Below are 20,870 nucleotides of genomic sequence, written 5' to 3' on the forward strand. Positions count from 1 at the left end.
GGCACGAGATCCGGCAGGCGAAGCGCCAGGGAACAGGAGTGTGATGCAGATGAGTATCGAAGCCTACATCCAGGAGCAGGTGCTGGCGGAGAGGCTGCGCAAGAGCTCGGTTGTGGTGGTCTACGACGCTGAACTCCGCTATCGCCGGCTGTGCCAGGGTTTAGCCAGTGATGGCACCGCGGTGGTAGACGCTACCGAGAGCAGCATCGAGAGCCGGGAGCAGGCCATGCGTGCCCTCCAGGGGCTGGGCCGTAACGAGCTCCAAGGATTGCTATTGTATGTGCCTGTTGAAGCACCCTTGGATGATGAGCACAAGCAGGTCGATCCCTTCTCTCCCTTTGCAGCCTGCGGCGCTGTGTTCCCGGCCGGTGACGGCGATAGCTTCCAATCGCTGTGTCTGAAGGCCAAGCCGGAGCATGCCGACGAGATCCGTCGGCTCTTCGTCGATGACGCTATCCCCGACTTTGCCGTGATCGACGCCGTCGGCGGTGGAGTGGGTTGGCCGAACCTGCGGGCGCAGCTGGGTGCAGAGTCCAGCCGCGATATCTTGTTGGGATTGATGGCACCGGATAGTCGGCAGCAGCAAGCGCTGCAGGCCAATGACGCTTGGGTCAACGAGGTCCGAGACCTGTTCAAGAGAACACTGGGGCTTAAGCTGCGAACCCGTGGCAAGACCTGGTCCTCCATCAGCGACGAACTTTGGCGCTTCGTGCTGTTCAGCGAATTCGTCTTCGACCTGCCTGAGACATTGCCTGAAGCCTTGGCCGACATTCCCAGGGCGGAGGAGCGCGTACGGCCGATTATCGAGGGGCTGTGCGATACCCTGCGCAACGATCGGCGAACCCAAGATCTGTATATCGAGAAGGCTGAAGAGATTGAGCACGACCTCAATCTACCTGATCGGTGCCAGGCGCTGGGCGATCTGGGCATTCGTGACACTTTCCCTTTTGAAGAACGTACCTTCCTGCTCCAGGCAATGATGGCCTTCGACGAGGGGAATATCGAGCGTGTACGGGCCATCATGGCTCAGCACGAGCGATCGGTGTGGACTGCCCAGGGTGAAAGCCGGGAAAAGTGGTATTTAGTGGATGCCGCGGCTTCACTTGTTAAAGTTTGTGAAGATCTCGAGCTGCGCTTAGCGGAGCATGCTGAGAGTCTGGAAACCCTTGTTAAGTTCTATGTGGGTAGCTTGCGCGAAGTCGATCGGCTGCATCGTGAATTCGAGCAGGCGGTGAGTGACTTTGTGTGGCAGGACACTCGAGGCGAGATGGCATCGTTGATTCAGCGGTCCCGAAAGCGCTACGCCAAGGTGGCAGAGGCAGCTCAGCAGTGTTTTATGCGGTTGGTCAAAAAAACAGGCTGGCCACTGGCCGGCATGCTGGCAAATACTCAGGTCTTCGATCGGCTGGTGGCGCCACAGCTAAAGCAGAACGGATACCGCGTGGCCTACTTTATGGTGGATGCTCTGCGCTATGAGCTAGGGGTAGCGCTCGAAAAGCAGTTGGCCGAAGACGGAACTATTGAGATGCAACCTGCGATGGCTCAGATGCCAAGCGTGACACCTGTAGGTATGGCAAGCCTTCTGCCCGGCGCTGACGACTCGCTAAGATTGGAAAAAAGTGAAGGCGGGCTGATGCCTCAGTTGGGAGGCAAGCCGGTAGCGACCGTTCCTCAGCGTATGGAGGCCTTCCGGCGACGCTATGGGCAGCGCTTCGCCGAGTTGCGACTCGAGGACTTCGTGCGCAATAAGGGGCCAGAGATCGATCCTGAAACAGACCTGCTTGTGCTGCGCTCGGTGGAGATCGACAGCCACTTCGAGAATCACCCCGAGACGGCGCCTGCTGAGATCACCAATGCTTTGAAACGGATCCGTATGGCGGTGCATCGCTTGATCGCGTCTGGTTTCCATGAAGTAGTGATCGTGACCGACCATGGGTTCTTCATGAACAGCCATGCTGGAGCTGGCGATGTGGCGACTAAACCGCACGGTGACTGGCTTATCGTTCATGATCGCTGTGCGCTGGGCGACGGTTCGGCAGATGATCACCACCTGGTGATGGACACTGAGCTTCTTGGGATGCGCACTAATGCAAACAGACTGGCTGCACCGCTGACCATGGCGCCATATCGGTCCGGGCTCCAGTACTTCCATGGTGGCCTGTCATTGCAGGAGTGTGTGGTGCCGGTGATTCGCATGCAGCTCAAGAGCCATGAACAGCCCAGTGTTAAGCAGGCTAGCGTGTGCATCGGCTACAAACAGGGTGCGACGCGGATTACCACAAGAGTGCCGGTGATAGATGTAGCTGTTGAAGCGGCGGATATGTTTTCTAGCGAAGGCAGCTATGAGATTTTGCTTGAGGCGCATGATAAGAAAGGAAATGTGGTTGGTGAGGCCCGGGCTACAGGTCCCGTGAACCCTGCGACTGGCACCCTTAGCCTACAGCCAGGTCAGTCGGTAAAGGTGAACATTAAGATGCAGATGGAGTTCGAGGGTAAGTTCAAGGTGAAAGCCCTGGATCCCAGGACTCATGCGATTTATAGCCAGATCGACCTTGAAACGGACTACGCGGTGTAAGCCATGGATCAGTTTGAACAGGATGAGCTCGACCAGCAGTTGACCTCGCTCTTTGATGGCAAGGTGGTGCGCAAGGATCTTTTGCACCGTATCAAAAAGGGCACCAACGTGCCCACCTTCGTACTCGAGTTCTTGCTGGCGCGCTACTGCGCCAGTGATGAGCCTGAGGAGATACAGGCTGGCATGGAAGCTGTGCTGGATACTCTGAACGACAACTACGTGCGACCTAACGAGGCCAACGCTGCTCAGTCTCGGGTGGCGACCAAGGGCAAGCATCGATTCATTGACAAGGTGCATGTCAACTATGTCGAGAAGGATCGACGTCACTGGGCGGCTTTGGAGAACTTCGATTCGCGGCGTGTGGCGATCAGCGAGAAGTTCTACCGCGACAACGAGCGGTTGCTGCAAGGTGGACTGTGGGCCGAGGTGACCATCGGCTACAACGAGATTGAGGATGACGACTACGCCTTCTTCGTCGAGGATTTGCGTCCGATCCAGCTGAGTCGCTTTGATTTCGACCGCTATTGTGAAGGGCGAGAAGCCTTCAGCCGCGATGACTGGATGGATGTGATCCTACGCTCAGTGGGCTTAGAGCCGACCCGATTGCCGAAGCGCGTGAAGTTTCACTTCATTGCTCGCCTGGCACCCTTGATTGAGCCGAATTTTAACTTCATCGAGCTGGGGCCACGGGGGACCGGTAAGTCCTATTTCTATAGCGAGTTCTCCCCTTACTCGACGCTCATTAGCGGTGGGCAGGCTACCAAAGCGACTCTCTTTTACAATGTGCAGCGCCGTAAGATTGGATTGGTAGGATACTGGGATACTGTAGCTTTTGATGAGGTGGGAGGGATCAAGATTAAGGATCCCGACACCATCCAGATCATGAAGGACTTCATGGCCAATGGTCGATTCTCTCGCGGTGTCGAGGTTATCGCCCAGGCTTCTATGACCTTTGTGGGTAACCTGGACCTATCCGTCGAACAAATCGTTAACTCCGAGGTATACGATCTCTTTCAGCCGCTACCCAAGGAGTTCGACCTCGCGGTGCAGGACCGCTTTGCCTGCTATCTGCCAGGTTGGGAGATGCCCAAGAACAGTAGTGAGTTTCTCACCAGTAATTATGGTTTCATCACCGATTACCTGGCAGAAGCGTTTCACTACCAGTTTAAGCAGACCAACCGCTACGAGGAGGTTTCAAGTCGAGTGAAGTTGGGTGATGCTGTGGAAGGTCGTGACGAGAAGGGCATCAAGAAGACACTCTGTGCCTTCCTCAAAATCCTGCACCCCAACGGCAAACCCACCGATGCAGAGTTTGAGGAGTACGTGGCTTATGCGGTGGAGGCACGTCGTCGAATAAAGGAGCAGATGAACAAGCGTAAGACTGACAACGAGTTCTCACGTATCAACCTTTCCTATTTCAATGCTTCGGGTGGCGAGGTAGTGGTCTACTGCCCGGAATCTCAGAATGCCTCCGCAACCCAGGAGCCGAGCCGACGTAACATCCATGTTGGGGATGAGGAGGGTGAGTTAGCGCCTGCCCTGCCGGGGCCTCCTAGTGCTGAGGTAGAGTTGAAGCCAGAGATTTCGGCGTCCGGAGCTGTGACTGGTACCGTGACTAAGGCAGCGGCACCGGCAGCTGAGCCCCAGGAGCAGCACTTCACAATTCTTTATGGTGATACCGGGCATAGCTATGAGTCGCTGATTCTTCCGTACCTGAGTCGCTCTAAGCTTGTAGAGATCGAGGATCCTTACATCAGGGCCAACCATCAGGTGCATAACTTCGTGCGTTTTTGTGAAGCGGTGATCAAGGCACCAACGGTACGTAAGATTGTACTGACTACCAGCTATGACCAGGATACGGATCTCAAAGCGCTTAATGATCGGTTCGAGGAACTCAAACAGAGCTTGTTGGAGGTTGATGTCGAGCTTAAGATCCTGATTAATGAGAACCTGCATGATCGTGAGATCCGGATCGATAACGGCTGGGTGATCAAGATTGGGCGCGGTCTCGATTTCTACCAAAAACCCGATCTCTGGTACGGGGTGGGGGCGCATGATCTAAGTATGAGAAGGTGTCTTGAGACGAAAATAGACATTTTTCGCAGTTGATTGACATTGCTTGTGAAGTGGACGCATGGCTACGGCCTCGCCAGACACTGGACTGGTGAACCCCACTGGAAGTTTACGTCGGCGTGCTCAAGAAATCCGTCGGCTGTTCCAGCACCCTTCGGTAGTGTTGTGCTTTGAACTCGAGACTGCCGAATCCAACCAAATATAGAACTGTAGTGGTCAAGTGTTTTTGGCCACCGGGCTTTGAGCATTCCAGTAGTTCTTTTCTGCCAGGTTCGGCGGTAACCCATCGTTATGCTTGTGCGGCCTGAGGCTGCTGTAGTAACCGATCATGTAATCAGTGACAGATCGCTTCGCCGCAGCAACGTAAGCGTTCGGGCATCACCGCTTGCGAGTGATCACGCAGTATGCTGCCAATGATGAGGCAGAAGTTCGTGCACTTGGCTAGCCTTTTGGGTCGGCAGCCTTTCCAACACATTCTTCAGGCAGGTATAGGGCTCATGGTCGTTCAGCTTGGCACACTGAATGAGGCTCATGATGGTGGTAGCACGCTGGCCACTGCGCAGAGATCCGGCGAACAGCCAGTTTGAACGCCCCAGCGCCCAGGGGCGAATCAGATTCTCCACCCGGTTGTTATCGATCGGCAACGCGCCGTCATCCAGGTAGCGCGTCAATGCCGCCCAGCGCTTCAGGCTGTAATCCAATGCTTTCGCCGTCGCCGAATCATTCGGGACCTTCTCGCGATGCGCCAGCATCCAGCGATGTAGCGCATCGGCGATGGGCTTTGCTTTCGTCTCCCGCAGCCGTTGACGCTCTTCCGCACTGAGGGACTGTACCTCACGCTCCACCTGGTAGAGCTGACCGATCAGTTCGATAGCCTGCCCGGCGATCTGGCTCTTGCCAGCGACGTGCAGATCGACAAATTTACGGCGGGCATGGGCCATGCAACCGATCTCGGTAACACCATTGGCGAAGCTCTGCTTGTAGCCGCTGTAGTCGTCACAGACCAGCTTGCCCCGCCACTTCCCGAGGAAGTCGCGGGCATGTTGACCGCCACGTCCCTCGCTTAAGTCGTAGATCACGGCCTTCAACCCGGCATACGGGGTGGTGGCGTAGGCCCAGAGATAGGCGCGGTGCGTCTTCTTCTTGCCAGGGGCCAGCATCGGTACCGGCGTTTCGTCGGCATGCAGCACCGGCTCGTTGAGCAACACTTCACGCAGTGCATCGATCAGCGGCTGAAGTCGCACCCCGCAGGTGCCGACCCACTCGGCCAGGGTGGAGCGCGGAATCGCTACGCCGGCGCGGGCGAAGATCTGTTCCTGGCGATAGAGTGGCAGATGATCAGCATATTTGGCGATCAGCACCTGGGCCAGCAAGCCGGCGGTGGGGATGCCCTTGTCAATGATCTGCGCCGGCATCGGTGCCTGGGTCAGTGTCTCGCATTGGTCGCAGACCCACTTGCCACGGATATGCCGCTCGACGTGGAACACGCCCGGCGTGTAATTCAACTTCTCACTGATTTCCTCACCGATCCGCCTCAGCTGACAACCACACCGGCAGTGATCATTCTCCGGATCATGATGAATCTCGGTGCGCGGTAGCTCGGGAGGTAAGGGCGTGCGCTTGGGCGTCTTCCTTGCCACTGGCGTGGCAGCAGTGAGGTGGAGCTCTTCCAGCTCGGTCTCGATGGCAGCAATGTCGGCGCCCACCCCTTCCTCCAGCAGGCTGATCTGCAGGACATTGAGCTGCTCGCTGTGCTTGCCGAAGGCGTGGTGCTTGAGCAATGCCATTTCATAGGTCAGCTTTTGATTGACCTGCTCGCTGTGGCGTAGCGCTTTCTCCTTTTCCTCCACCTGCGTCATCAGCGTTGCCGCCAAGTGGCGGAGCTGATCGGGAGAGAGTTGAGTCAGGTCAGGGGGCGTCGTCATTCCGCCAGTATGCCAGCCCGCCGAAGGCAGTGGGATTGGCGCATCAGCGAATAGCGGGCCGGGAGGTTCTGTGCCGTACCTGGCCTGGCGTGTCAGACGACAGAGATGACGCCGTCGGTGCTGAGACGCTGCCAGGGTAGGCCCTGCACCAGTGCCATGGCCTGCTCGGGGCAGAGCTCGATGCAATCGCCATGCCGGTTGCCAGCCCAGTGGAACTTGCCCTGGTTCAGGCGCCTGGCGCACAGCCAGATGCCCAGACCATCGTGGACCAGCACCTTCATGCGGTTGCCACGCCGGTTGGCGAACAGATAAGCACAGTGCGGGCGAGCCGCGCCGAAGACCTTCACCACTCGGGCCAACGCAGTGTCCGGACCGGCCCGCATATCCAGGGGGGCGGTAGCCAGCCAGATTTCGTCGATGCGGATCATGCGAGCAGCTCCCGAATCAGAGATCGACAGGTGTCGGCCTCCGAGGCAGGCCACTCGATGACCATCGGGCCGTTGGGGTGCGGGATGGTGAGGCGAATAGGGTCCGCCACCTGATGCTGGGGAGTGGCCGGTGACAACTCGCGAGTCATGGGCACCGGTACAAATGCCGGTATTTCTGGCACAGCCGTTTGCTGACGGGTGGTATGGATCCAATTGTGGACCAGGTTAGCATTCAGGCTGTGCTCCAACGCCACTCCGGCAACGGAGGCACTGGGTTGCTGACACGCTTCGACGATCCTGGCCTTGAAGGCGGCAGTGAAGCGGCGACGCTTGCGAGGAACTTCCAACACGCTTGATTCCGTCATGATAAGTGTCCACTTATTGATAGGTGGACATCTAACGTGACGGAATTCAGGACTCTGCGGTAGATGGGGTCACCGGTCGCTTACACAATGATCAGATGGGTATCGCGGTGACTTACTGCCCGGTGGAAGCTCTACCTCCAGTAGTGAATTCCTTTGCCTACGGGCCTTTAAGCGCTCTTGTTACGAGTGTTCACCCTCTGGTAGGCCATGAGAATGTCTTCATGGCGGACCTGGCGCGTCACAAGTTGATGCGGCGAGACGCGATGTATATCGAGCTTAGTGTCTCGTAAATGCGACGCAGGGTGTCGCAGTGAACTAACGAATTCCTTCTCGCGCTTGCCTCGACTCGGCTATTATTAGATTTCTTGAAATTTCCTATATTCACATATGCATTTCTCGCCAAGGCAGGACGCCATGGTGGAAGACCATGAGACGGAGCTCGCCCCAGAGGTAAGCGCCGTGCGGTAGCCGTGTGATGGCATGAGAAACGATGCAGACCATCGAGAGGAGCCCCAACGGGCATGCTGGTTTACAACGCTACCAAGCAGCAGTTTATTGATGACGTCCGGGCCAATGTCATCGCTGACGCTATCGAGAATGAGGTATCACGCAAACTAAGCCGCAATTCGCCGCGTAATGAGGTGGCCTCCTGGGAGAACTCCTTGCGCTTCATGATGAGCGTTCTCCTCGACGAGGGGATACCCGCTTCGGCAGGGGTGGCCATCGAATACAACATTCCGCTGACCAATCGCCGAGTGGACTTCATTCTGACCGGCAAGAATGTTCAGCGTGAAGACTCTGCTGTCATCATTGAATTGAAGCAGTGGCAGACCGCAGAGGTGACGACCAAAGATGCCATCGTTCGCACTCAGCTAGGGGGCGGTGTGCGGGAGACCAACCATCCCTCCTATCAAGCCTGGTCCTATGGTGCGCTGATCGAGGACTACAACGAGACCGTCCGCTCCGAGTCGATCCGGCTGGTGCCTTGTGCCTATCTGCACAACATGAAGCAAGGCAATGCCATCAATGACCCCTTCTATGCGAATCATACTAGCCGCGCTCCTGTCTTCATCTCACCGGATGCCTTGAAGCTCTCCAGGTTTCTGAGTCAGCACATCAAGTACGGCGACAGTAGCGACATCATGTATCGCATCGAGCACGGTGTGATCAAGCCGAGCAAGAATCTGGCGGATGCGCTCAGCTCGATGATGCAGGGCAATGCTGAGTTCTTGATGATCGATGAGCAGAAGCTTGTCTATGAAACCGCCGTGGATCTCGCTCACAAGGCAAGCAATGGCAAGAAGCAGTGCCTGATCGTCAAGGGCGGGCCGGGGACGGGCAAGTCAGTCGTCGCGATCAACCTGCTTGTCGAGCTGACGAACCGGGAGATGATGACGCAGTACGTGTCTCGCAACTCTGCCCCTCGTGAAGTCTTCAAGAAGCGTCTGACCGGCACGCGCAAGAAGACCCACATCGATAACCTGTTCAAGGGCTCAGGCAGCTACGTCAGCGCGGAGCCTGATACCTTTCATGCGCTGATCGTGGATGAAGCACATCGCCTGAATGAAAAATCCGGGATGTATCAGAATCTGGGCGAGAGCCAGATCAAGGAAATCATCTCGGCATCGCGATTTTCCATCTTCTTTATCGATGAAGCGCAGCGGGTCACGCTGAAGGATGTCGGGACGGTAGAGGAGGTCAAGCGTCGGGCAGATGAATGCGGCGCCGAGGTGCATGAGCTAGAACTCTCCTCGCAGTTTCGTTGCAATGGTTCAGATGGCTATCTCGCCTGGTTGGATCATTCGCTGCAGATACGGACCACGGCCAACACCGATCTCGACGATATCGATTACGAGTTCAAGGTATTCGAGGATCCGAGCGAATTGCGCAAGGCGATTCTTGAGAAGAACCGCAAAGCCAACAAGGCGCGGATGGTAGCGGGGTACTGCTGGCCCTGGGCGAGCAAGAAGGACAAGCATGCCATGGACATCGTCTTCCCCGAGTACGGCTTCGCTGCCCAGTGGAACCTCAATGATGATGGCATGCTGTGGGCGATCGCCGATGGATCAGCAGAGCAGGTCGGTTGCATCCATACCTGCCAAGGTCTCGAGTTTGATTACGTCGGTGTCATCATCGGAGACGACTTCGTGATCCGTGATGGCCGCGTGGTGACAGACGCAGCCAAACGAGCAGGGCAAGACCGCTCGGTGCATGGGTACAAGAAAATGCTCAAGGAACAACCAGAGCAGGCTCGTGCCGTGGCGGATCAGATCGTCAAGAACACCTACCGAACGCTGATGACGCGAGGCCAGAAGGGCTGTTACGTCTATGCCACGGACCGAGAGACCCGCGAATACTTCTCTGCCTTCGCTCATTCACAGGCCTCATTGGAGCATGCCGAGCTGACGGAAGAGGCCGAGACGCTGGATGGCTTGCACCTTCCCATCGTGACGCGTGACCAGGCAGCGCCATTCGAGCGCCATGTGCCCGTGTACGACCTGAGTATCGCCGCGGGCGAGTTCAGCGAGATGCAAATAGCCGACGCCGAGCACTGGGTTGAGCTACCTGACTTCATGCGCGCGAGCCCCGATCTGTTCGTCAGCCGGGTAGTGGGGGAGTCAATGAACCGACGCATCCCCAATGGCACCTGGTGCCTGTTTCGTGCCAATCCTGGGGGCACACGGCAAGGCAAGGTCGTTGTGGTACAGCATCGCGCCATCGAGGACCCCGACCACGGCGGCAGCTTCACTATCAAGCTGTATCAGAGCGAGAAAGTCGAGGAGTATGGAGAATTCGTGAACCAGCGCATCGTGCTCAAGCCCCAGACCAATGCTTTCGGTTACAAGGACATCGTGCTCGAGGACGAGCTCGAGGATCTTAAGGTCGTCGGCGAATTCCTATCTGTGCTGTGAGCGAGTGGGCGGCCGTATAACCGTTTATACCGATGTAGGCTGGATAGCGAGCGGCAGAGCAGGCATGCTCACCGCTATCCGATACCGCAGAACCAGGTGAGCCCTAAGATGTCAGATCCGTTCAAGCAGCTCCGTGACGCCATGGACCAGTTCGCCACCGAGCGCGACTGGGACCAGTTCCTCTCGCCCAAGAAGCTGGCCATGGCGCGGGGGTACATGTCCGGCGCCGCATCGTGCATCTCGGAAATTCAGCTGACAAATCGTGTCTCATCTCGTCGAAGGTGCTGCCGAACCTGACCGCGTTGAGTTGATGCTCCCACGTGACTGAGGCGGGTTGAGGGTAACGGTGCTTTGCTGTTCACACCGCCGTCTGGGCACTGGACTGCCAAGGTTATGGCGGCGCGCAGAGTGGCGCTTGGGGGGCCCAGTGCAGTCACACTTTTGCACCGTCTTGCATTAGAGTCATCTGTAATAGCAAAGGACGCTTCAGGTCCTGGAAGCGGCCAAAGGAATGAGTCGTTAAATCTCCCTCAGGGTAGCTTGGCATGGTGGTCTCTTTCCTTCATGCGCCGATGCAACACCGGGCCAACGATGTAGAACCCTGAAGGAGCATCAAGCTATTCATGAAGTAGGGTGCGGCGAGAACGACTCAGCGGCCATGCCTTTACCAGCCTGAGATAGCTGTCGATCGTCATTTTGCCGAGCATTCGAGCCGCAATATCTAGATAGGATATGTGCTCCCCTTTCCAGGGGTGTCCATTCGGATGCTCAACACCGTCCCAGTGGCCGACTCGGTCATATAAAGTGTGCGCCGGTCCGTGCCACCGAAGGCCAGATTGGTAAGCGTTCGCCCCTCGGTCGGGGAACGCAGGCGCCAAAGTGGCACACCATGACGATCAAACACCCATACGCAGCCGTTACCCGCGTCACATACGAAAAGGTTGCCGGCCTCATCGAGCGCGAGGCCATCGGCGCCGGAGACACCACCCGCCAGGGCCACGAAGAGCCCCACTTTTCCAATGGGGCCGTCGTCGCGCAGAGGCAGCCGCCAGACGCCGTTGCCTCGGGTCATGGCCACGTACAGGGCCTTTTCCTCGAGATCGCAGACCAGTCCGTTGGGGCTGATACCGTTCGCCAGCAACCGATCCAGACGGCCCGTGTCAGGCTCGAATCGGTAGACCCTGCCGGTGGGATCCTGTAGCCCCGTCTGTCCTTGATCGGTGAAGTAGAGACGGCCGCGTCGATCGAAGAACAGGTCGTTGACGCCCTTGAAGCTCTCACTGCCGCAATGGGTGAGGATGAGCTCCGGGGAGCCCCCCTCTGTCGATAGTGCCAGGATGCCGTGGCGATAGTCGGCGATCCACAACCGACCATCCGGCCCAAAGGTCATGCCATTCGGCCAACCATCGTATTGGCTGACGACTCGCCAGCAGCCATCGGGTGACACGCACAAGATGCGACCGTGGGGAATATCAGTGAGATAGAGTTTGCCCTGGTCATCGAACACCGGACCTTCCAGAAAGCTCGGCACCTGCTGCCCAGGCTTGTTGGCGTCGATCCAGCCGGAAGGCGCATCGTAAAGTTTCAGCTCTTCCGGCACCTGACTGAACACTTCGCAATAGCGAGTTTCAGGGGGAGCATACAGGCTCATGCTGATGCCTCCGAATCCGTTTTCGCGATCATTGCCGAATGCCGTACCTGGGCGGCGACCAGCAACATGATCAGTGTGGCCGCCAGCGAAATTGCCAGTCCTTGTGTCAGTGCAGCGATACCCGCTCCCGCCAACACGAGACGCTCCCAACCCTTGAGCGAACGCTTGAAGAAGCCAACGTTGGCGGCACTGATCGCTAGGGTGGCCAATGCCATCATTGCGATGATCAGGACAAGCATGGGTAGGTTGCCTGCCGATAATGCCTCAAGGTTGATTTCAGGGTGGAACACCCAGGCAAACGGCAGCAGGAAGGCGACCACCGACAAGCGAAGGGCACTCAAGGCAATACTGATCGACCGATCTCCCGTGATGGCTGCGGCAGCGAATACGGCCAGTGCCACTGGTGGCGTAATCGCCGAGAGCACGGCATAGTAGAACACGAATAGATGCGTCTGGAGCAGACCGATACCCAGGTCCAAGATCGCGGGGCCGGCGACGAAGATGACCATCAAATAGGAGGCGGCCGTCGGCAACCCCATGCCCAGCAGGATCGAGCAGCAGGCCGCAAGAATCAGCGCCAGTACCAAATTGTTTTCGCCTAGGCTGACGATGGCTTGGTTAAGCGTCACGCCGAGGCCAGTCACGCTGACAGCACCAATGACGATGCCGATGGCAGCACAGGAAACCAGCACCGCGAGGCCGTCTCGACCACCGTCGATCAGCACATCTCGCAGACCGCTTAGACTGAGCCGTGTGCCAGGCAACAGCATCGCGACCACCAGCACCACGGCGGCGGCGCTCATACCACACCAGGTGGGAGAATAGCCCGCCAACAGCAGACCGATCAGCGTCGTGAAGCCGGCTATCAGCACTATGCCTTGTGAACGACGCTTGGCATCGAAAGGCTCATCACCACTTTGCTCGGGCACCAGGTTGAGCCGACCGGCTTCGAAAGCCACAGCCCCGGACAGGGCCAGTAGGTACAGGAAAGCAGGTATCACCGCCCCCAGCACGATGCTCGGATAGGGAATGCCGGTGATCTCAGCCATGATGAAAGCGCCGACCCCCATGATGGGCGGCATCAACTGCCCCGAACAGGAAGCCACGGCCTCCACGGCACCGGCAAAACGGCTTTGATAACCAGCCCGCTTCATCATGGGGATAGTCAACACGCCGGTCGACATGACGTTCGCCGGGGCCGATCCATTGACCGAACCGAACATGGCCGAACCGATGATGGCGGCCTGAGCCGCCCCGGAGCGCTTGCCCTTTGCCAGGCGAAGGGCCAGGAAGTTGAAGAAGTCCCCTGCCCCAGTGTGCCGAAGCGCGGCACCGAGAATCACGAACATGAGCACCACGTCGACCACGGCCGCCAAGGCAATACCGTAGATGCCTTGATAGCTATAGCTGACCTCCAAGACCTCCTCGAGCCAGAACTCGCGGTGTCCCATGACACCGGGGAGCCAATGACCATAGAGCAGGTAAAGGATGGCGCCACCGGTAATGGCAACCAGGGTCCAGCCTTCGACTCGACGAGCGCCCTCGAGGACCAGTAGCGTACCGACGGCGTAGCACAGCATGTCTTGACGATTGGGCAACCCTTCACGAAAGGCCGCGATGTCTTGGTATTCGAGCAGGTAGTAGCCGCTGCTGGCCAATGTCAGGACGATCAATAGCCACGACAGTGCCTGGTCCGCAGCGGGAAGGCGCTGCGCGAGCAGCCCGGGTTTGAGGGCGAAAGTCGCCACCAGGCTGAGCATCAGGCTGATGCCGTACATGATCTGACCGGGATAGCGAACCCCGACGGTCGTCCAGACGATGAAAGCCGTCAGTGCTGCACAGGCGGTCAGGCCTAGGGCCCGCAGCGCGGGCCCTGAAGTGTGGGAGGGGGATACCGACATGGAAACCTCCTGGCCCCAGGGCCAGTGTTATTCGATCAGACCGATCTCGCGGAAGTAGCGTGCCGCCCCCGGATGCATATCGGCGGTCAAGCCTGAAGCCGCTTCGTCCAGGCGCAGCAGGTTCAGGGCACTGCTGGTCTTCTTGATCTCGTCCAGATTGCCCCAGAGGGATTTGGTCAGTTCATAGGCGGTATCGTCATCCATGTCGGCATCGACGACGAACATGTAGGGGAAGCTCCAGAAGTGGATGTCACCCTCCGCACTGACACGCCCCTGATAGGCCTCCTCGATTTCCTCGGCGGTGATCGTTTTCAGGCGATAGTGTTCACCGGCAGTGATGTGCTCGCGGAAGGCCTCCATGTGCGCCTCATCCGGTGAGATGAATTGCAGATCCATGGTGCGGGAAGCATTGTCGATGGCCGCTTGGGGCAGACCACCCCACACGAAGGTACCGTCCAGGCGATTGTTGGCCATCTGATTGAAGGCATCACTGTAATCGATGAACTGGGTATCCACGTCCTCCCCAGGACTCAGGTCATAGGCCTCGAGGAAGGCGGTGGAAACACGCCCAGCATTGCCGCCCGGGCGACCGATGGCGAGGCTATGGCCTGCCAGATCCTCGAAGCCTTCGATACCGGCATCCGCGCGCACCACGTACTGGCCGGCACTGGTACTGATGGCGAACAGGCTCTTGAAGTTCTGATAGGCACTGGTATAGCGCTCCGGGTCTTCACTGAAGTTGCCCTTTCCCTCTACCGCATCGAGGTAATGAGGGGCGCCAATGACGGCAACGTCCACGCGCGAGGCCGCCAGTTGCCGAAGCCCCTTGACGCTACCGTTATCTACCACCGTCAAACGCAGGTCACCTTCGGCATCGGCCAGTTGGTTCGACCAGGCCACCGCCAGCGCAAAGTCGTCAGAGGTCTGAGAGGTGGCGCTGACGACCAGGTCTTCGGCAACGGCGCTGGCACTGGCCAGACATGAGCTGATAGCGGTGAAGGCGACCAAATGCTTGAAAGACTTGTTGTACATGATGTCATCTCCGTTTCGAGGATGGCGTGCTATGTTTGTAAGCGACCTAAGCTCAAGCTGACGTTTCGGGAGTCCCGTCGTCGACGCGGCGGGGGGGATGGCCGTCGTAGTGCCACAGCCATCCCTTGGGCATGGGCCCCTTGTTGCGTCCTCCCTGACACTTCTGCTCCCAGGCGTGGGCGAGGATGCCCACGGAGCGGGACAGACAGAACAGCCCTCTGGCCAGCGGTGCGGGTAATGCCAGTTCGGCATAGATCGCCGCCGTGGCCCCATCGATATTCAGCGGGATCGGTTTCCCTTTCGCTTCTGCCAGCTGGCGTTCGATCTCTCGCGCGATAGCGGCATAGCGACCATCGACCTCATGACGTTCGGCCGCCTCATCGATCAACTGCAAAAGACGCGGTGCTCGCGGGTCGACGGGGTGAAAGCGGTGCCCGAAACCAGGCACGATCTTGCCGTGGCGCTCACGCCAGGCGGTCAGCTCCGCTTCTGTGGCCTCGACCAAGGACATGCCGCCTGAGAGGCGCTCCTCGATAGACTGATAGAGCTCTACTGCCTGCTCACCTGCGCCACCATGGACGTCGTCGAGCACGTTGACGGCCGAGGCCATCGCGTTGTTGAGGCTGCTGCCACAGGTCATGGCCATGCGCGCGATGGCGATGCTAGGCGCCTGGGGGCCATGGTCCACTGCGCTCATCAGGGCCGCCTCCAGCAAAGTCGACTGGGCCTGAGTCGGCAGTTCGCCTCGGGTCATCAACCAGATCATCTCGGCGAAACCAATGCGGCCGATCAGCGCTTCGATGGGATAGCCGCGATAGCGGATCTCCCCGGGCTTCATATCGATGATCTCGGTGTGCCACCACTCCGCGGCCTGGATATCGAGAGAATCCTGGGTCATGCGTCTGACTCCTCAACGTGATTGGTGGTGCGCGGCCCGAACCAGCGATCATTGTCGGCGCCAAGCAAGGGCGGAGGCGTCGGTACGCGAGGGGCCTGGCCATCAAACCGGTAACCGCCGCTCACGATCTCAAGAGGGCGGCCAATGCCGGCCTCGTCGAAGCGCTCGATCAGCCCCCTGTCGCGAACCTGAGGATGGTTGAGTGCTTCCTCGACGCTGTAGACAGGCCCGGCTGGCACGCCCGCAGCCACGAGCGCGTGCCACCAGTGTTCGGTGGTGTTCTCGCTCAGGGCGGCCTCGATCAGATCCTTCAGTTCTTGACGTTGTTCTAGCCGTGCCTGACGCTCGGCGAAACGCGGGTCCTCAATCCATTCCGGATGCTGTAACAACCGGCTCAGAGCCTCGAATTGTTCCTGCTTGTTGGCGGCGATATTGAGCAGGCCATCACCGGTGCGGAAGGTCCCCGAAGGACTGGCGGTGACGTTGTCATTACCGATCGGTGCCGGAGCGCGTCCTGCAATCAGCAAGTTGGAGACCGCCCACCCCATGGTCGCGAGCACGGACTCGAGCATCGAGACATCGATAAACCTGGCTTGGCGTTCGGACTCTGCCAAGGCGGCATTTACCGCCATGGCTGCCGTCAGCCCACCAATGGTATCGGCCAGCGGGTAACCAACCCGGTAGGGTGAATGCTCGGCGTCCCCTGTCACGCTCATCACTCCCGACATGCCCTGAATGATCTGGTCATAGGCGGGAAAGGTGGACAGCGGGCCGTCTTGCCCAAACCCGGAGATGGCACAGTAGACGAGGCGAGGATTAATCTCCTTGAGCTTGTCGAACTCGAGACCCAGCCGTGCCATCACACCAGGGCGGAAGTTTTCCACCAGCACGTCGGCGTCCTTGACTAGACTAATGAATTTCTCGCGATCCTCAGGCTGTTTCAGATCCAGGGTGACGGACCCCTTGCCCGCGTTCTGTGCTAGGAAGGACACTCCCATATGCTCTCGATTCAGCTCGGCATCAGCTCCCAGCTGCCTGGCCAGATCCCCTCCGCCGGGACGTTCCACCTTGATCACCTCTGCGCCCAAGTGGGCGAGCTGATGACAGCAGAATGGCCCCGCTAGGACATTGGTCAGGTCGAGAACCCGGTAGCCCTTGAGTGGCATTGACATATTGTTGCCTCCAGTAGAATCTGTTTCCCTAGAGAGAATAGTTAGCCCTTTGCAGTGTTGCAACCTGGTTTCGTCTGTCGCAACATCATCCTTTGGTCGCACACTATGGAGGCACCCATGGCCCAACGACGCGTAGAGGCAGTAGAGCGAGCACTCACTCTGCTGGAAGCCTTCAATGAACATCGCCGTGAGTTTTCACTGACAGAGCTGTCCCAAGCTACCGGTTATTACAAAAGCACTATCTTGCGCCTCATGGCGTCTCTAGAGGTGTTTGGATTCGTAGTTCGGGATGAGCGTGGGATCTACCGTATTGGTCCCGCATGTGCGCGCCTGGCTCCCTTGGCCGGGGAAGGTGTGCGGCTCGAGGGATTGGTACGCCCAGTACTCGACGCATTGCGTGATGCCAGCAGTGAAACGGCATCTTTCTATATCCGCGACGGCGATGAACGGGTATGCCTGTATAGGGAGAATGGGCGACACGAGGTCCGCCATCACCTGGAGCAAGGAGCGCGTCTTACCCTGGACCGGGGAGCCGCGGCAAGCGTGCTAAGAGGGGATGGTGAGCCCGGTCACGTCCAGGTATCGATGGGCGAACGAGAACCCTCGGTGGCAGCCGCCGCCATCGCTATTCGTCGTCCTAATGGGGAGCTCTTGGGTGCCCTGGCACTTTCCGGGCCTCGCGAGCGCTTTACCGAAGCGCTGGAGCAACACTGCAACGTTTTGAGAGAGAAGGCAGAAGAGCTAGAGGCACACCTTCCGCATGGGCCCGTAACTTTCTAACGCTGGTTTGTGGAGTGTGGCTGACACAAGTAGGGAAGCTCGATACTGCCTCCCACTTGGTATAACAAGGCCCGGCTCAGGATAGAACTCCTAAACCGGGCCTTACCGCATATCATCAAACATCAATCGCCTTCGCTGACGGTCTTCGCCTCGGAAGCCATCCGACGTCTCAAGAGAGGCCCCATAATGTACGGCAGAATCAGTCCTAATCCGGCGAACACCCACAGGCCGAAGGCCAGGCCGCTGTCCCATAGGATGGTCCAGTCACCGCTGGAGATGTCCATAGCGTGGCGCAGGTTCTTCTCCATCTCCGGCCCCAGCAGCAGGCCGAGAATAATCGGCACCAGCGGAATCTCCAGCTTGCGCAGCACATAGCCGGCCATGCCGAAGGCCACCATGAAGTAGAGGTCAAAAGCCGAGTTGCTGATCGAGTAGATGCCGACGAAGGCCACCATGGTGACGATCGGCAGCAGGAACATCGGCGGAACTGAGAGCAGCTTGACGAAGATGCCCACCAGCGGGATGTTGAGCACCAGCAGCAGGAAGTTGCCGATCAACAGCGCGGCGATCACGCCCCAGACGATGTCGGCGTTCTGGGTGAACATTAGCGGCCCGGGGGTGATATTCAGCGAGATCAGCAACGCCAGCAGCACCGCAGTAGTGCCGCTGCCCGGCACGCCAAGGGTCAGCATCGGCACCAGCGCGCCGGAGGAGGCACCGTTGTTGCCGGCCTCAGGGCCAGCCACGCCGCGCGGATCGCCCTCACCGAAGTAGCCCTTCTTGCCGACCACCTTCTTCTCGAGGGTGTAGCCGATAAAGCTGCCCAGGGAAGCCCCGGCACCCGGCAGTACCCCGGCGATGAAGCCCAAGATGCCGCCGCGGATGCTCGACGGCAGGATGCCGCGGATGTCGGCCCACGTGAGCGACAGCTTGTTGACGGTCATCTTTTCCTTGCCGCCGCCGGCCTTCTCCTCGATGAAGAACAGCAGCTCGGAGATGGCGAACAGGCCAACGATGGCGATGATGAAGTCGACCCCTTCGTAGAGTTCTAGCACGCCGAAGGTGTAGCGCTGCACGCCGGTGTTGTCGATGCCCATCGTGGAAATCATCAGGCCCAGGCAGGCGGCCACCACGGTCTTCATGGGGTTCTTGCCGGTGATTCCGCCGAGGGTGGCGAAGGCCAGCAGGAACAGCGCGAAGTACTCGGCCGGACCGAAGGAGAGCGCGAAGTCGGCGAGGATCGGCGCCACCAGGATGAGCCCCACGGTGGCGATCAGGCTGCCCATGAAGGATGCCACGGCCGAGATCGCCAGCGCTTCGGCGGCCTTGCCTTTCTTGGCCATGGGGTAGCCGTCGAGGCAGGTCATCATCGCCGGCTCGTCGCCGGGTATGTTGAGCAAGATCGAGGAAATGCGCCCGCCGTACATCGCACCTGCGTAAACCGCGGTGAGCATGATCAGGGCAGTCTCCGGCGCGAGCCCTAAGGTGAAGGCCAGCGGGATCAGGATCGCTACGCCATTGGATGGCCCGAGCCCAGGCAGGGCCCCGATCAGGGTGCCGAGGAAGGCGCCGAGCAGGGCAAACATGAGGTTGTGCGGGGCGAGCGCCACGCCAAAACCATCGATTAGGTAACCCAGGGTTTCCATCAGCTCACCTCCAGGAAGGACAGCAGCCCCAGTGGCAGCGCCAGGTCGAGGGCGAAGTTGAAGACCAAGAACACCACCACGCCTGCGACGCCGCCGGTGACATAGGCCTTGACCGGGGTGGCTCCCATCCGACAGCACAGCGTGCCCACCGCCAGTAGGGTGCTGAGGATGAAGCCCAGCGGCTGCAGCAGCGCGGTGTAGACGATCAACACCGCCGCAGCGATCAGCAGCTCGACACCGGTGCGGCTCCAGGGCCAGGCGTTATCCGGGTCGGGGCGCACGATTAGGTAGAGGCTGGACAACGCCAGCACCACGGCCAGCAAGTGCGGGAAAGTCTCGGGGCCGACGGCCTCAGCCCCACCGAACGGCTCGGGAAACTGGGTAGCGGCCCAGCCGTACGCGACGGCCAGGGCGATCAACAGTACCCCGAAGATGCGGTCGTTGAAGGTCATTGCTGAATCAGCCCGATATCCTTGGAGAGGGTCTCAATATCGTCAATCTGTTCCTTGACGAAGGTCTCGAACTCGCCGGCTGTCATGTGGAACGGCATCAAACCGTTTTGCCGCATGACAGTTTTCCATTCCTCACTCGCGTAGAGGCTGTCCATAGCGTCAATCCAGTACTGTTCAGCCTCGCCGGAGATGCCAGCAGGCATGTAGAAGCCGCGCCAGTTGGGGCCAACCACATCAATGCCCTGTTCCTTGGCGGTAGGAATGTCGTTGAACTCGCCCGGCAGGCGCTCGTCGGACAGTACTGCCAGGACTCGCAGGTCACCTGATTCCAAGAAGCCATGAGCCTCGGAGATGTCGCCGGTGAATGCATTGACGTGGCCACCAACCACCTGGGTCATTGCCTCACCGCCTCCTGTATAGGAGAGGTACTTGATATGTGGCAGATCCGAGATGCCGGCTTCCTGGGCCATCATCAACACCTTGAGATGGTCCCAGCCCCCCTTCGAGCTGCCACCAGCGAACGTGACGGCCTGAGGATCGTTCTGCAGAGCATCCACCACATCCTGCAAGGTCTGGTAAGGCGCGTCGTCGGCCACCGCGATGATGCCGTAGTCCGCCCCCAAGGCACCGATCCAGTTGACCATCTCGGCATCGAGACCCCGGAACTGCCCCTGAGCCAGGCGGGTGGTCGTGGCGGTAGAGGCGGCAACCAGCAGTTGGTCGTCCCCCTCACGCTTGCTGACTATGTGAGCATAGGCCACGCCGCCGCTAGCCCCCGCCATGTTGACGGTTTGTACGCTGCGCGGCACCAGATCCAGGTCTTCCATCACCTTGCCGACACTCCGGCAAGTGAAGTCCCAGCCACCGCCAGGATCGGCAGGTGCCAGGCACTCCACCTTGCCCTCCGGTTCGAAAGCTTGGGCTTGGGTGAAGCTGGCAGCAGCGAGGGATGCAGCGATAAGGAGGCGTCGAGATGTTGTCATGGTGATACCTCAAGCGATTGAGTTTCTCTTGTTAGAACATGTTGCGCCTAAGGAAACGTAAGTGCGTGATTGACAAT

Annotated in this window: 15 protein-coding genes; 4 read left to right on the forward strand and 11 right to left on the reverse strand. The window is 58.9% G+C overall.

Translation table 11 applies throughout. The features are described from left to right. Positions 1-49 precede the first annotated feature (49 nt). Positions 50-2,575, forward strand: a complete 2,526-nt coding sequence (locus tag HA399_RS06235; protein ID WP_404326441.1) for a PglZ domain-containing protein — start codon at positions 50-52, stop codon at positions 2,573-2,575. A 3-nt stretch (positions 2,576-2,578) separates the two neighbouring features. Next, positions 2,579-4,684: a BREX system Lon protease-like protein BrxL gene (brxL, locus tag HA399_RS06240; RefSeq protein WP_404326442.1), complete on the forward strand. Its 2,106-nt coding sequence runs from the start codon at positions 2,579-2,581 to the stop codon at positions 4,682-4,684. A 359-nt stretch (positions 4,685-5,043) separates the two neighbouring features. Here the strand turns inward: brxL and tnpC are convergent, their stop codons facing one another. The 3 genes from tnpC to tnpA all read right to left on the reverse strand — a co-directional run bounded on the left by tnpC (position 5,044) and on the right by tnpA (position 7,351). Then, positions 5,044-6,573, reverse strand: coding sequence for an IS66 family transposase (gene tnpC, locus HA399_RS06245; RefSeq protein WP_404326443.1), 1,530 nt, complete (start codon positions 6,571-6,573; stop codon positions 5,044-5,046). Positions 6,574-6,665: 92 nt separating this feature from the next. Further along, positions 6,666-7,001: an IS66 family insertion sequence element accessory protein TnpB gene (gene tnpB / locus HA399_RS06250; RefSeq protein ID WP_404326445.1), complete on the reverse strand. Its 336-nt coding sequence runs from the start codon at positions 6,999-7,001 to the stop codon at positions 6,666-6,668. Further along, positions 6,998-7,351, reverse strand: coding sequence for an IS66-like element accessory protein TnpA (gene tnpA / locus HA399_RS06255; RefSeq protein ID WP_404326447.1), 354 nt, complete (start codon positions 7,349-7,351; stop codon positions 6,998-7,000). Before tnpA ends, tnpB begins: the two co-directional genes overlap by 4 nt. Positions 7,352-7,887: 536 nt before the next feature. Here tnpA and HA399_RS06260 point away from each other — a divergent pair. Continuing rightward, the gene (locus tag HA399_RS06260; RefSeq protein WP_404326449.1) at positions 7,888-10,278 is read left to right on the forward strand and encodes a DNA/RNA helicase domain-containing protein; all 2,391 of its coding nucleotides are present in this window, start codon (positions 7,888-7,890) and stop codon (positions 10,276-10,278) included. Positions 10,279-10,999: 721 nt separating this feature from the next. On the opposite strand, the gene HA399_RS06265 is transcribed toward HA399_RS06260, so the two are convergent. Genes HA399_RS06265 through HA399_RS06285 form a run of 5 tightly spaced genes read right to left on the reverse strand, consistent with a single transcriptional unit; the run spans position 11,000 to position 16,932 of the window. Beyond that, complete coding sequence (locus HA399_RS06265; protein ID WP_404326451.1) at positions 11,000-11,929, reverse strand: SMP-30/gluconolactonase/LRE family protein; 930 nt, start codon at positions 11,927-11,929, stop codon at positions 11,000-11,002. Continuing rightward, positions 11,926-13,830 carry a TRAP transporter permease gene (locus tag HA399_RS06270; protein ID WP_404326453.1) on the reverse strand — a complete coding sequence of 635 codons (1,905 nt, stop codon included), beginning with the start codon at positions 13,828-13,830 and terminating at the stop codon, positions 11,926-11,928. The genes HA399_RS06265 and HA399_RS06270 overlap by 4 nt, the downstream gene beginning before the upstream one ends. Positions 13,831-13,857: 27 nt before the next feature. After that, positions 13,858-14,862, reverse strand: a complete 1,005-nt coding sequence (locus HA399_RS06275) for a TAXI family TRAP transporter solute-binding subunit (protein ID WP_404326455.1) — start codon at positions 14,860-14,862, stop codon at positions 13,858-13,860. Between the two features lie 52 nt (positions 14,863-14,914). Continuing rightward, positions 14,915-15,760 (reverse strand): citryl-CoA lyase, encoded by an 846-nt coding sequence (locus HA399_RS06280; RefSeq protein WP_404326457.1) that lies wholly within the window; start codon positions 15,758-15,760, stop codon positions 14,915-14,917. Beyond that, the gene (locus tag HA399_RS06285) at positions 15,757-16,932 is read right to left on the reverse strand and encodes a CaiB/BaiF CoA transferase family protein (protein WP_404326458.1); all 1,176 of its coding nucleotides are present in this window, start codon (positions 16,930-16,932) and stop codon (positions 15,757-15,759) included. Before HA399_RS06285 ends, HA399_RS06280 begins: the two co-directional genes overlap by 4 nt. A 117-nt stretch (positions 16,933-17,049) precedes the next feature. Between HA399_RS06285 and HA399_RS06290 the strand changes: the two genes are divergently transcribed. Beyond that, entirely contained in the window at positions 17,050-17,712 is a 663-nt protein-coding gene (locus HA399_RS06290; protein WP_404326459.1) for an IclR family transcriptional regulator, read from the forward strand. 122 nt (positions 17,713-17,834) lie between these two features. Here HA399_RS06290 and HA399_RS06295 read toward each other — a convergent pair whose 3' ends face one another. From HA399_RS06295 to HA399_RS06305, 3 genes are read right to left on the reverse strand one after another with little or no spacing between them, the layout of a single operon-like run. Continuing rightward, the gene (locus HA399_RS06295) at positions 17,835-19,358 is read right to left on the reverse strand and encodes a tripartite tricarboxylate transporter permease (RefSeq protein WP_404326460.1); all 1,524 of its coding nucleotides are present in this window, start codon (positions 19,356-19,358) and stop codon (positions 17,835-17,837) included. Further along, positions 19,358-19,810, reverse strand: coding sequence for a tripartite tricarboxylate transporter TctB family protein (locus tag HA399_RS06300; protein ID WP_404326462.1), 453 nt, complete (start codon positions 19,808-19,810; stop codon positions 19,358-19,360). Before HA399_RS06300 ends, HA399_RS06295 begins: the two co-directional genes overlap by 1 nt. Next, the gene (locus HA399_RS06305) at positions 19,807-20,793 is read right to left on the reverse strand and encodes a Bug family tripartite tricarboxylate transporter substrate binding protein (RefSeq protein WP_404326463.1); all 987 of its coding nucleotides are present in this window, start codon (positions 20,791-20,793) and stop codon (positions 19,807-19,809) included. Before HA399_RS06305 ends, HA399_RS06300 begins: the two co-directional genes overlap by 4 nt. Positions 20,794-20,870: the final 77 nt, after the last annotated feature.

Source organism: Cobetia sp. UIB-001 (assembly GCF_044789135.1).
GTDB classification, from domain to species: domain Bacteria; phylum Pseudomonadota; class Gammaproteobacteria; order Pseudomonadales; family Halomonadaceae; genus Cobetia; species Cobetia amphilecti.